Source organism: Clostridioides sp. ES-S-0123-01, from assembly GCF_020658415.1.
Taxonomy (GTDB): domain Bacteria; phylum Bacillota; class Clostridia; order Peptostreptococcales; family Peptostreptococcaceae; genus Clostridioides.
Map to the genome: position 1 here is coordinate 279,259 of NZ_JACVWD010000001.1, position 12,441 is coordinate 291,699.

13 protein-coding genes are annotated in these 12,441 nt (G+C 27.0%); 11 read left to right on the plus strand and 2 right to left on the minus strand.

Translation table 11 applies throughout. From position 1 onward, the window contains the following. The first annotated feature begins 71 nt into the window (after window positions 1–71). From ilvD to IC175_RS01215, 3 genes are all read left to right on the plus strand, one after another. The gene (gene ilvD, locus IC175_RS01205) at window positions 72–1,727 is read left to right on the plus strand and encodes a dihydroxy-acid dehydratase (protein ID WP_227851005.1); all 1,656 of its coding nucleotides are present in this window, start codon (window positions 72–74) and stop codon (window positions 1,725–1,727) included. 358 nt (window positions 1,728–2,085) lie between these two features. Beyond that, window positions 2,086–3,024 (plus strand): S8 family peptidase, encoded by a 939-nt coding sequence (locus IC175_RS01210; protein ID WP_227435084.1) that lies wholly within the window; start codon window positions 2,086–2,088, stop codon window positions 3,022–3,024. A 223-nt stretch (window positions 3,025–3,247) separates the two neighbouring features. Further along, on the plus strand, window positions 3,248–3,676 hold the full coding sequence (locus IC175_RS01215) for a flavodoxin (protein ID WP_227435085.1): 429 nt from the start codon (window positions 3,248–3,250) through the stop codon (window positions 3,674–3,676). A gap of 192 nt (window positions 3,677–3,868) precedes the next feature. On the opposite strand, the gene IC175_RS01220 is transcribed toward IC175_RS01215, so the two are convergent. Then, the gene (locus IC175_RS01220; RefSeq protein ID WP_227851006.1) at window positions 3,869–4,489 is read right to left on the minus strand and encodes an aldolase/citrate lyase family protein; all 621 of its coding nucleotides are present in this window, start codon (window positions 4,487–4,489) and stop codon (window positions 3,869–3,871) included. A gap of 159 nt (window positions 4,490–4,648) precedes the next feature. On the opposite strand from IC175_RS01220, the gene IC175_RS01225 reads away from it, so the two are divergent. The 8 genes from IC175_RS01225 (at window position 4,649) to IC175_RS01255 (ending at window position 10,617) form a co-directional block, all read left to right on the plus strand. Beyond that, on the plus strand, window positions 4,649–5,017 hold the full coding sequence (locus IC175_RS01225; protein WP_227823971.1) for a MerR family transcriptional regulator: 369 nt from the start codon (window positions 4,649–4,651) through the stop codon (window positions 5,015–5,017). 464 nt (window positions 5,018–5,481) lie between these two features. After that, complete coding sequence (locus IC175_RS01230; protein ID WP_227482615.1) at window positions 5,482–5,844, plus strand: metal-dependent transcriptional regulator; 363 nt, start codon at window positions 5,482–5,484, stop codon at window positions 5,842–5,844. 11 nt (window positions 5,845–5,855) lie between these two features. Further along, on the plus strand, window positions 5,856–7,520 hold the full coding sequence (locus IC175_RS01235; RefSeq protein WP_227851007.1) for a helix-turn-helix domain-containing protein: 1,665 nt from the start codon (window positions 5,856–5,858) through the stop codon (window positions 7,518–7,520). A 62-nt stretch (window positions 7,521–7,582) separates the two neighbouring features. After that, window positions 7,583–8,335: a sulfite exporter TauE/SafE family protein gene (locus tag IC175_RS01240; RefSeq protein ID WP_227435094.1), complete on the plus strand. Its 753-nt coding sequence runs from the start codon at window positions 7,583–7,585 to the stop codon at window positions 8,333–8,335. Between the two features lie 368 nt (window positions 8,336–8,703). Next, a complete protein-coding gene (locus IC175_RS19335; RefSeq protein WP_255612865.1) occupies window positions 8,704–8,838 on the plus strand; it encodes a hypothetical protein in 135 nt (44 codons plus the stop codon). 265 nt (window positions 8,839–9,103) lie between these two features. Then, window positions 9,104–9,397, plus strand: coding sequence for an autorepressor SdpR family transcription factor (locus IC175_RS01245; protein WP_227435096.1), 294 nt, complete (start codon window positions 9,104–9,106; stop codon window positions 9,395–9,397). Then, on the plus strand, window positions 9,378–10,019 hold the full coding sequence (locus tag IC175_RS01250; protein ID WP_227482617.1) for an SdpI family protein: 642 nt from the start codon (window positions 9,378–9,380) through the stop codon (window positions 10,017–10,019). The genes IC175_RS01245 and IC175_RS01250 overlap by 20 nt, the downstream gene beginning before the upstream one ends. A gap of 265 nt (window positions 10,020–10,284) precedes the next feature. Further along, window positions 10,285–10,617, plus strand: a complete 333-nt coding sequence (locus IC175_RS01255) for a carboxymuconolactone decarboxylase family protein (protein ID WP_227435101.1) — start codon at window positions 10,285–10,287, stop codon at window positions 10,615–10,617. Window positions 10,618–11,038: 421 nt separating this feature from the next. Here the strand turns inward: IC175_RS01255 and IC175_RS01260 are convergent, their stop codons facing one another. Beyond that, window positions 11,039–12,019, minus strand: a complete 981-nt coding sequence (locus IC175_RS01260; protein ID WP_227482618.1) for a MerR family transcriptional regulator — start codon at window positions 12,017–12,019, stop codon at window positions 11,039–11,041. Window positions 12,020–12,441 lie beyond the last annotated feature (422 nt).

Consider the following 12,441-nt stretch of genomic DNA (forward strand, 5'->3'; position numbering starts at 1 on the left):
AATTAATTGATATAAAAATATATTATAATAATATTATGAAAATTTTTAAAATATAAGAAAGAGGTAATACAATGAGAAGCGATATAAAAAAAGGAATAGAGGGAGCTCCAAAGAGAGCATTAATGTATGGAATGGGTCTTACTAGAGAAGAAATTGAAAGACCATTAATAGGTATAGTAAATGCACAAAATGAAGTGATTCCTGGTCATCTTCATCTTGATGAAATAGCAGAAGCAGCAAAAAATGGAGTGAGAATGAGTGGTGGATTACCATTAGAATTTCCGGCTATAGGAGTTTGTGATGGTATAGCTATGGGGCATGTTGGAATGAATTATTCACTTGCTTCAAGAGAATTAATAGCCGATTCTATAGAGGCAATGGCAATGGCACATGGTTTTGATGCTTTAGTACTTATACCTAATTGTGATAAAATAGTCCCAGGAATGTTAATGGCGGCTGCAAGACTTAATATACCAAGTGTTGTTGTAAGTGGAGGTCCTATGCTTCCAGGAAAAGCAAATGGAAAAGTATATGACTTTAACTCTGCAATGGAAGGTGTTGGAGCTTGTAAGGATGGGACAATGAGTGAAGAAGAACTAGAAGTGTTGGCAATGAATTCTTGTCCTGGCTGTGGTTCATGTTCTGGGCTTTTTACAGCTAATAGTATGAATTGTTTAACAGAGGCACTAGGTATGGGTATTCCATATAATGGTACTGCTGCTTCACATTCAGGAGAAAGAAAAAGAATAGCAAAATATGCAGGTATGTATGTTATGGAACTTCTTAAGAATAATATAAAGCCCAGAGATATTTTGACAATAGACGCTTTTAAAAATGCAATAACTGTAGATATGGCAATGGCTGGTTCTACAAATACAGTGCTTCATTTACCTGCAATAGCCTATGAAGCAGGAATAGAACTTAATTTAGATTTATTTGATGAAATAAGTGAAAAAACTCCTTGTTTAACAAAATTAAGTCCAAGTGGTAAGCATCATATCGAAGATTTACATATGGCAGGAGGAATACCAGCTATAATGAATGAACTTTCAAAGATAAAAGGAATAAATTTAGATTGTAAAACAGTAACAGGCGAGTCTATAGGAGAAAACATAAAAAATTGTGAGATAAAGAATGAAGAAGTAATACATACATTAGAAAATACATATAGCAGTCAAGGTGGCCTATCAATTTTAAGAGGTAATCTTGCTGTAAATGGAGCAGTTGTAAAAAAATCAGCAGTAGCAGAGGAAATGTTGATTCATGAAGGTCCAGCAAGAGTTTTTAATTCAGAAGAAGAAGCTGTTAGTGCTATATTTGACAAAAAAATAAACAAAGGTGATGTTATAGTTATAAGATATGAAGGTCCAAAAGGAGGGCCAGGAATGAAAGAAATGTTATCTCCCACATCAGCAGTTGCGGGAATGGGGCTTGATAAGCATGTAGCACTTCTTACTGATGGGCGTTTTTCAGGAGCTACCAGAGGGGCATCTATAGGACATATTTCTCCAGAAGCTATGGAAGGTGGTTTAATAGGAATAGTTGAAGAAGGAGATATAATTTCTATAAATATACTAGATAAAAAATTAGAACTAAAAGTAAGTGAAGTAGAAATAGAAAATAGAAAATCAAAATTTAAGCCTTTAGAACCAAAAATAAAGCATGGATATTTAAGTAGATATGCTAAGCTGGTTACATCAGCAAATACAGGGGCAGTTTTGAAATAGTAAATATATTAAAAAAGTAGAGAATATTAAATATTAACAGGATATCTTAAAAAGTTTTTACTATAAATAAGATATCCTATTTTATTGTTTTAAATGTATAAAATATTTTATGTCCTACAAAAAGGTAAATTATCTATAAAAGTAAATCTGTATATGTAAGCAAATCTTTAGTTTGATATAACATATAAATTTTATTTTGTAGACAATAAAATATGACTCCTAAAAATAAAAAACATATCATAAATATAAATAGATGAGTATAAGCATGTAACTATAAATTAAATTATTAATTTATAGTTTATAACTTTAACTTGTTTATAATTTTTTATATGCAATAAAATTTTTAGGGGGATACATTATGAATAAAAAAATGAAGTTAATTCCATATGAGATAAATGAAAATCTAAGAGGAACAAAGAATAAATTTCCATATGGTATAAAACAAATGAATGCTAAAGGAATGTGGGAAGAGGGTTACACTGGTAAAAATGTTGTAGTTGGTATAATAGATACAGGTTGTGATACATCTCACCCTCTATTAAAAGGAAAAATCATTGGAGGTGCAAATTTCAGTGATGATAGTAATGGAAATAAAAATATATATGAGGATTTTAATGGACATGGAACACATGTAGCAGGCATTATAGCAGCATCTAATTATAATAATGAAGTTATGGGAGTAGCACCAGATTGTAAATTATTAATAGCAAAAGCATTAAATAAAGATGGTATTGGGACATATCAGAGTATAATTAATGCTATCAACTTTGCTGTAAGTAGTAAGGTAGATATTATATCTATGTCTCTAGGAGGGAATAAAGATGATAAAAATCTAAAAAATGCTGTTTTACAAGCAGTAAAAAATAATATTCCTGTAGTCTGTGCAGCTGGTAATAATGGAGATGGGGATTCTAGTACAAGTGAATATAGTTATCCAGCAAGTTATCCTGAAGTAATAGAAGTAGGTGCAATAAATGAAAATTATTTAGTTGAGAAATTTAGCAATTCAAATAGTACAATAGATTTAGTTGCACCAGGAAGAAATATTTTATCCACTTATATGGATAATAAACTTGCTATTATGAGTGGTACTAGTATGAGTGCACCCTATGTAACAGGTTCAATGGCATTGATTAAAGAGTGGGCAAGAGAAGAGTTTGAACGAAATTTTGATGAAGCTGAGTTGTATGCACAGTTGATAAAGTGTACAAGAGCACTTGGTTTGCCTAGAACAGAACAAGGAAATGGTTACTTATATTTAAACCTTTATAAATACAAGGGAAATACTAAAAGATAATCTTTGTTTGCTAATGAAAGATAAGGACTATATATTTACGAATAAATGATAAAAATTATTTAATGAGAAATATTATCAATAAGTATTGATTTTTAAAACTGTGCATGATATTATATATTTAGAAAAAATAAAGAGATTTCAAATAAAGAAATCTTTTATTTTTTAAATTCTAGTTAGCTATAGCTAACTAAAAGAATGATTAAAAATATCGTAGGAGGTAAAAATGAATAAAATATATATTGTTTATTGGAGTGGAACAGGAAATACTGAAAAAATGGCAAATTTTGTAGCTGAAGGTGTAAAGTCAAAAGGTAAAATAGCAGAGGTTTTAGATGTAAGTTTATTGAAACCAAGCGATTTAAAAGGAGAAAATAAATTTGCACTAGGTTGCCCATCTATGGGAGCAGAACAATTGGAAGAAGGTTATATGGAACCATTTGTATCAGAATTAGAAGCAATGGTATCAGGTAAACAGATTGGATTATTTGGTTCATATGGTTGGGGAAATTGTGAATGGATGAGAGATTGGGAAGAACGTATGCAAAATGCTGGTGCTACAATTATAGGTGGTGAAGGAATCACAGCAATGGAAGATCCAGATGGAGAGGCAGAGGCTAATTGTATTGAATTAGGTAAAATGTTGGCTGAATAAATTTGTATGCTATAAAAAGCTAATTTTTAAAAACTAATGATAATATTAGTATACATAACACTAAAAAATATTAATAGCATGATATATGTAATGAATATTTTATAAAAGATAAAATATTTAATATTTTGACTTCAATATACATTCAGTACTGCCAGATAACGATTTTTTATTTGTTATCTGGCAGTATGTTTATTAAGTATAAACTGAATAATCTGAGCTATTTAATCTTATGAAAGTTTTAATAAGTGTTGTAGAAAAATGTAAGGAAAAGGAGTAATAATGTGCTCCATTTATTGTAAAAGAAATATAACCATCAACCTGTACTATCTCTTCAAGATTGTCATAGCCTGATTTTTGTTCAATTAACATCATTTTCAATGTTTCTTTATCTGCATTTTTAATATAGTTTAAATAATTCATACGTCCATAATACGAAGCACGTTGAGGGTTGCATCCTCTTATGCCTTTTGGTGGATAGGTACAAACTGATACTGCTTTTTGTGCGTCTTGTACTGTATTAATAAATGGAAAGCCTATAATATCTGTTCCCATATTCATTATAGATCTAACAAGAGTAGGGTCACTATTTCCCAATCTAACCAAAGAAGCAGCACCACCAGCATGTGCTGCTATCATATGTTGCTGAATGTCTTTACGGTCTAAAGCTCCATGTTCTCCCTCAATCCATACAAAATCATATCCAGATAATCCTACTAATTCACTTACAGCTGAATCAGACAGTGAAACTGCAATCCCACAAAGTACTTTTCCTGCATTTAAATTTTCTTTAATCATAGTTGCATATTTTACCATTTATATCATCCTTTCTTTTACAAATTGATTTTTACACTTCAAACTATACAACTTCAACCTAACTTGAAGTCAATATTTTTTATTGAATACTGATTGACTATTATGAAAGGAATTTTTATAATGTTATTATTCATTTAAAAGTTTAGGGAGGTAAAGAACATGCAATATTCCATGACTGAGGTATCAAAAATAACTGAAATTTCTCCATCAGCAATCCGTTTTTATGAAGAAAAAGGTTTACTACTTCCCATCAATAGAAAACCAAGCGGTGTTCGTTACTTTTCAGAAAAGGATGTAGAACGCTTGATATTTATTACAGAACTTAAAAAGTCAGGTTTATCTATAAAGAATATATATGAATGTTTTCATTTCTGTGATATGGGAGATGACACAATAGATAAAAGAATTTGCCTATTTGAGCAATATAAACAGAATATTCAAAATAAAATACATGTGTTGGAACATTGTATGGAGCAAATAGATGAAAAAGTAGCTTATCTAAATGAAAAAAAGGCAGTTAAGAAATAATTTCTTGTGCTCTTTTTATAACTATTTCTATTGAGGATAAGTAAATATAGAAAAAGGATACTAGTTTTTGATATTAACTTCTTAGAATTAATGGGTTGATAATAATTAAAATAGTGTGTAGAAAATGAATTAGTATTCCTGTCATTTATACCTGATTTTATGAAGGTTTTTCAACTATGTTGTCTATTTATTTATGTAAAGTCTCGTTTTTAATGATTTTTACATTATATATCAAAATCTAAAATGGGTTTTATTTTATATGATATTTCTCTATGTAATAAAAAAGAAAATTATGATAAGATATATTAATGTAAGTGATAAAAATACTTATAAGTGTAAAAGTGAGTATTTTTTTATTATATATGAACAATCTAGATTATGATGTTAAAACATACAGTTATACTTTTTTAATTAGTATGATAAAAATATTAGAATTGAATTGTTATTGCTTGGGGGAAGTAGAAATGTATGAATCAAGAGAAAATTATTTAGAGACAATATTGATTTTGGAGAAGAAAAATGGAGTTGTAAAGTCTATTGATATAGCAAAAGAATTAAATTATAGTAAAGCAAGTGTAAGTAGAGCTGTAGGGATTTTAAAAGAAAGTGGTCTTATTATAATGATGCTTGATGGTGAAATTATTTTAACTGAGAATGGTAGAAAAAAAGCAGAAGAAATTTATGAAAAACATATTTTAATTACTAGATTTCTAATAAATACATTGGGAGTTTCATTCAATATAGCTGAAAAAGATGCATGTAGAATAGAGCATGTGATAAGTAATGAGACATTTGAAAGAATAAAAAAATATTTAGACAAAAACTAAGAGGTGAGCTTATGGAGTATTTTAGTGAGTCGAGTAAATATGAAGTGCAAAAATTTAATTGGGGAGAAGTTACATGGATACATGAGCCATCAAAAACACAATCTAATAGACTTAGTGCTGGAGTTGTAAAATTTTTTCCAGGAAATTGTCAAGAAAAACATTTTCATTTAAGTGAAGAACAACTTTTATACGTGATTCAAGGAGAAGGAATACAAATAATTGATGGTAGAAAGATTAATATAAAGAAATCATCAATAATCTATTGCCCACCATATTCAGAACATGAAATTATAAATACTGGTAAAAATGATTTGATAATATTAATCGCTTATGTTCCCTATAAATTTTCGAGCTTAAAACAATTACCAATCATGTTTTCTGAGAATAATATACAAGAATTAGTTAATATAAATATACTTGAAAATATTGCAAATCAAATATCTAATATATTGAAGCTTAAAATATCTATTTATGATTCAAAACACGAAAAAATATTTGAAACTAATGGAGAAGTTAAATTTTGCGTTACTTGCAAAAATATAAGAACCTGTAATAGAAAACTTAATAAAAATATAAATAACGACAATTTTACTAAAATATATAATTGTGATTATGATGTTTCTAGTCTAGAGATACCTATAGTATTAGAAGAAAATATAATTGGATATATAGAATGTGGAAATTTTATAATATATAAATCTATTGATATAGATAAAAAGTTGTCTATATTATCAAATAACTCAAATATAGATACAAAATATATAAATAAAATTTACAGTGAAATTCCATTAAATCCTAAAAGTAGATTATATGTATTAAAAGAAAATTTACTAATGGTAACTGATTTTATTCAGGAAATAGCGAAAAGAAAATTCTTTGAAAACCAACTTAGCATAAAGGATGAGGAAATATTAAAAAATAGAAAAGACAATATAAGGCTTGAAGATGCACTTAAAAAGGCTAATACTAGGCTGTTAGAAGAAAAATGTATTATAAGCCCTATAGAAATTAGTATACTTAATACTGCTGGTGGAGAGTATCCTTATGAATTAGAATTTTCTCTTGAGAAAGAAATTAAAAATATGAATTTAGAAGGTATTTGTAAATTAATAGAGGTAAATAAGAAAATACATAATAATATTAAGAGTATTGTTCAAGAGATGACGCTCATATTATCTAGAACAGTACTTAGAGATTTAGAAGATTTAAATCTTATTTATTATGTAAAAAATAAATATACTAAAAAAATATCACTTGTAAGTAGTGATGAAGACTTATGGAATATATTACTTGAATTTTCTAAAGAATGTATTGATATTAATAGAGACTCTTGGAGAAAAGATAAAGTAAATTTAATTGAAAAGATAAACGAATATATACAAAAACATTATAAAGAAAATATAAATTTAAATAGCATATCTGATGTATTTTTTATAAGTCCAAATTATTTAAGTTCTATTTTTAATGAAAAGAATAAAATTTCAATAACTGAGTATATAAATATTCTTAGAATAGAAGAATCTAAAAAATATTTAAAAAATGGAAATATGAGTATAGCAGATATTTGTAAGAAAGTAGGATTTAATAATAGCAGTTATTTTTCACAAATATTTAAAAAATTTAATAATAGTACTCCAAATGAATATAGAAAAAATATATTGGACAATAAAAATTAAAAAGAAATTGTATAGAGTATATATTATAAAGGAGATTGAAATAGAATGTATGGAGGAATTTTATGTTTGTAATTACTTTTTTATGTATAGGGGGTTTTATAGCTGCTTTTGTAGATTCTATAGCAGGTGGAGGTGGGCTTATCAGTATGCCTGTTCTTATGGCTATTGGAGTACCAATACATCTTGCTATTGGTACAAATAAATTTGCAGCATCAGCAGGTTGTATAAGTAGTGCTTATAGATATGCAAAATCTGGCAAAACTAATAATGAACTTTTAAAAAAGTTAGTTCCTTTTACTATTATAGGTAGTATTTTAGGAGTAAAATGTGTATTATCAATAAATGAAAATATACTAAATGTTTTAGTTGTATTAATGATTTTAATAGTGGCAATTTATACTTTTGTTTCTAAAAATTTAGGTCAAGAAGATAGATTTGAAGGTATTAATAAGAAAAATTTGAGATTAGGAATGCTTATGGCATTTATAATGGGATTTTATGATGGTTTTTTTGGACCTGGAACAGGAACATTTCTAACTTTCGGATTTATAAAAATATATGGATATGATTTCTTGCATGCTTCAGCAAATACAAAAATATTAAACTTGACAAGCAATGTAACTTCGTTATTATTATTTATGATAAATGGTCAAGTATATTATAAAATTGCTGTATTGTTTGCATTAGTGATGATAATAGGGGCCTATGTGGGTGCTAAAGTTGCAATAAAAAATGGTTCAAAAATGATAAAACCAATATTTTTAGTAATGGCATTGTTTATGGTCACAAAGCTAATGTACCAGACATTGTTTTAATTAGATAGTTTTAATTCCTATAATTATTTATATATTATATAAAAATCTACAACCATTGTAGTTATATTAGTTATGGCTTTTTTATAGGATACTGATAATTAAAAACTTCAAGTGTTTTGTAGTTTCTAAATGCTCATTATAGTATATATGAGAACATATATTTCATGTTATTTTAAGATTTTCATGAGGTTAATGTTGTATAAATATGAATATATACAAATTTTACAAAAATTCTAATTATCTTCTAATACAGTTCATATATAATACATATGGAAATTGTAATATTATAATAGAAAAGTTATATAGTATAAAAATATAACTTTAATCTATGTATATGAAATATATAATAATTTGTAGGAGGAATATATATGAACATATCAAGAAGAGCTATGAAAATAATTGAACTGGCACAGAGAATTGCTAATAAAAGAGGTGTAACAGTACAAGAAGCTTGGAATGATGCCATAAGAGAATACAGAGAAAAGTATGAATATGTTGCATAAATAGTGCGCATTGTATTTTAAATATAAGAAAGTTTATAAAATAAAAGGACTTAGAGTTTTGTTTCTAAGTCCTTTATTTTTTTGAAAGTAAAGTATTTAAATAAAACAATCTATGATTGAGATTGTTTTATTTAAAGCTAGTTTTAGAAATTTATATAATAATTTTCAATAACTATTTAGAAAAAAATCTAAATAGTTATTGAAATGAATAATTAATTATGCTATATTGTATTTAGATGAAATTCTAAATAGAGAGGTGATATTGTTGGGTTTTCCAGAAACGTTTAAAGCTCTTTCTGACCCTGTAAGAAGAGAAATCTTACTTATGCTAAAGAATAACAAGATGTCAGCAGGAGAAATTAGTGAAAAATTTAATATGACAAATGCCACAATCTCTTATCATCTATCTCAATTAAAAAAGGCAGGGCTCATATTTGAAACCAAGTATAAAAACTTCATTTTCTATGAAATAAATACTTCAGTTTTTGAGGAAGTTATGCTTTGGTTTTCACAATTTATGGAGAAGGGAGAAAAAGATAATGAAAAAAATGATAAATAAACAATTTGTTTTATCAACTTTAGTATGTTTTATACCATTTATTGTATCAGTTTATTTTTATAATAGATTGCCAGATCAGGTTGCAATTCATTTTGACAATTATGGAAATCCAGATAATTATGCTCCAAAAGTTATAGCGGCTTTTGGTGTACCATTATTAATGCTATGTGTTCATTTATATACATGGTTTAGAATTGAAAATGAACCAAAGAAAATAGGATTTTCAAAAATACTTCAAGGTTTTTCAAAATGGGGAGTTGCTATACTTTCAGTTATTTTGCAAGTAATGATGACTGTGTATTCAATAGGAATTACTTTAGAGACAAATTTTTATATAGGATTATTTTCAGGAATATTGATTTTCTTTATTGGAAACTATATTCCTAAATGTAAACAAAACTATACATTAGGAATAAAATTACCATGGACTCTTAATGATGAAGAAAATTGGAATAAAACACATCATTTAGCTGGATGGATTTGGATTATTGGTGGAATATTGTTAATTATTAATGCATTTATTAATATTCCTTTTTATAATACTTTTGTAATAATTATGATTGTAGTGATACCATTTATTTATTCTTATTTTATATATAAAAGTTCAGCTAAAAATAACTAGGATAGTTATATATTTTTATAAAGCTTAGCTAAATCTTATATATTTCAGAGCTAAAACAGACAATTAAAAACTTATTAAGATATTTATCTTAGCTCTGAAATTAATTAACATTAAAAGTAAGAAGTCATCAGTAACTATATATTCTAAGGTTATTTACCAATCAGGATATGCATTATAAATTGAAAATTCATATTTAATATTGAAAATATAAGTATGATGTTATATCATACTCTATAAAAATTATTTATGAACACAGGAGGTAGACATGAATCTTGAAGAAATGAAAGAATATAGAAAATTATATAATAATAAACTAAGTGAAACAGATGAATTTTTTAGAGCCTTTGGAAGTCTTGATGATAAGACTTATTCTGAGGGAGCTATAAGTAAAAAAAATAAAGAGTTGATGGGATTAGCAATTTCTATTTTAAGTCGTTGTGATGAATGCATTTGCTATCATATAGAGGGGTGTGTAAACTCTGAAGCAAGTAAGGCTGAAATTATAGAAGCAATAAAAATAGGTGTAATTGGTGGTGGCTCTATTACATATCCAAATGCAAGATTTGCAATAAAAATCTTAGAAGAACTTAATATATAATTATAGATTTGTTTTTGTAATTAATATTTAATATCTAAGATATATTCTAAGACAGTTTTTTTAATACTGATATAATAAAACCTCTTAGAAAATCAAGTATATCAGAGGATGTATGAGATAAGATTGACGATTAAAAAAAGGAAGTGGTTCTTGGTACTTCATTTATCTTTTTCAACTTTAAGACTTTAGATAAATTTTATTAGATTTAAATATATTGATTGCTTAAAGTTATAATAAAAAATAGATAAACTATATAGTTTATCTATTTTTTATTATAATCTTGTTTAATTGTCAATAGTTAGAATGTTAAATAGAAAGATATATTTCTTCTTTTCAAAAATAATCTTCCTCTATCATAATTGCTATCTCACAGTCATATAATCTTTTTGACAAACTAGTATTATTATGCTGATATTTTTTCTTATTTTTCCTTAATAGGTATTAGTAAATCAAGTTGTATATCTTTTACCTCAAGGTCTGTCTTTTCTATATGGCTAAAATAGTTTAAATGTTCTTCTAAAAGACCACACATATGTTCTTGGTCTTGTAAATCACCTGCAAATTCATATTTCTCACTGTTATTCACCCATTCAAGAAGTGCATCCCATTCAGCAAAATTGCCAAAAGCAATCATATGTACACCATATAACCCTCCTGCAAATTGCTTTCTTTTAAGTGGTGCCGAAATCTCCATATTATCTGGAATTGTCACCCATGCCTCATAACCATGATAGCCTGTTTCATCTATTGGATTAGGATGATTGAAACCATAACGTCTTAAATCTGGTTTAATTTTATTCAAATTGTTTTTACGCACGAATTCATCAAGCATTGTATTTGCATGAAGTTCTGGGTCATCACCAATATAATGAGCGGAAGCAATAGTAGTTGGTGGTAGGTATACTATACGTATATCATTGATTTTTGATAGTCTTTCATCTGCTTTATTTAACTTATTCATACCTTGCTCCTCCTTAAAATTAATACTAACAATATTGAGTGATTCAATAGCTGATAACAATGTGTCATTTTCAGAAATAATATTTTTGAATGGTAGTTCTGTAACTTTAATTAATTCTTTGATAAAACAAAAGAGAATATCCTTGATTGTTGAAAGAGCAGTAATTTCCTCGTCCAATTCATTTATATTTTGACGAAAGATGTTAATAGCAGTAACTGCATTTTTATTTTCTAGAATTGTTTGAATTTGACGTAAAGGAATTCGCAATTTACGCAAAAGCATAATCTGCTCAATTCTAGAAATTGCTTCATCATCATAAACTCTGTAAGCATAACCTTCACGACGAAAACTTTTAATTAATCCAATTTGTTCATAATAGCGTAGCATTCTAGTGGATATCCCCATATTTTTAGATACTTGGCTTATAGTGATTGTCTTCATTATACTTCCCTCCTTACAGCTTCAGTATAAACTACGACACGGTGTCAAAGTCAATAATTAGACATTATAATTATTTATAACCTTAATTTAATCAGTTTAAATATCTCCTATTACACTTAGCTCTTTGTGAAATTAAATAAGTCTATATAATAACATAAAAGTTTTTGAAATATTATATATCAAAGGCATACAGGCTATTTATTTCAAGCTGTATAATCATCTGTCATTATACTAGATACTGTATTTTACAGGAAAATCAAATATTTGATATGTTTTTTTAGAAAAATTCTACTAATAGCATATAAGTTTGAAACTTTTCTGTTATTAAATATTTTACCTTTTATTTACTTTTAGAAATAAAATAGTTAAGGAATCTTACTTATATATTAAATCTGCTACACAATAAATAATTTTTGTTATTT

Bases quoted from the DNA above. Each gene is read 5' to 3' on its own strand.
- ilvD (WP_227851005.1), top strand. From the start codon at position 72: ATGAGAAGCGATATAAAAAAAGGAATAGAGGGAGCTCCAAAGAGAGCA.
- IC175_RS01210 (WP_227435084.1), top strand. From the start codon at position 2,086: ATGAATAAAAAAATGAAGTTAATTCCATATGAGATAAATGAAAATCTA.
- IC175_RS01215 (WP_227435085.1), top strand. From the start codon at position 3,248: ATGAATAAAATATATATTGTTTATTGGAGTGGAACAGGAAATACTGAA.
- IC175_RS01220 (WP_227851006.1), bottom strand. From the start codon at position 4,489: ATGGTAAAATATGCAACTATGATTAAAGAAAATTTAAATGCAGGAAAA.
- IC175_RS01225 (WP_227823971.1), top strand. From the start codon at position 4,649: ATGCAATATTCCATGACTGAGGTATCAAAAATAACTGAAATTTCTCCA.
- IC175_RS01230 (WP_227482615.1), top strand. From the start codon at position 5,482: ATGTATGAATCAAGAGAAAATTATTTAGAGACAATATTGATTTTGGAG.
- IC175_RS01235 (WP_227851007.1), top strand. From the start codon at position 5,856: ATGGAGTATTTTAGTGAGTCGAGTAAATATGAAGTGCAAAAATTTAAT.
- IC175_RS01240 (WP_227435094.1), top strand. From the start codon at position 7,583: ATGTTTGTAATTACTTTTTTATGTATAGGGGGTTTTATAGCTGCTTTT.
- IC175_RS19335 (WP_255612865.1), top strand. From the start codon at position 8,704: ATGAACATATCAAGAAGAGCTATGAAAATAATTGAACTGGCACAGAGA.
- IC175_RS01250 (WP_227482617.1), top strand. From the start codon at position 9,378: ATGAAAAAAATGATAAATAAACAATTTGTTTTATCAACTTTAGTATGT.
- IC175_RS01255 (WP_227435101.1), top strand. From the start codon at position 10,285: ATGAATCTTGAAGAAATGAAAGAATATAGAAAATTATATAATAATAAA.
- IC175_RS01260 (WP_227482618.1), bottom strand. From the start codon at position 12,019: ATGAAGACAATCACTATAAGCCAAGTATCTAAAAATATGGGGATATCC.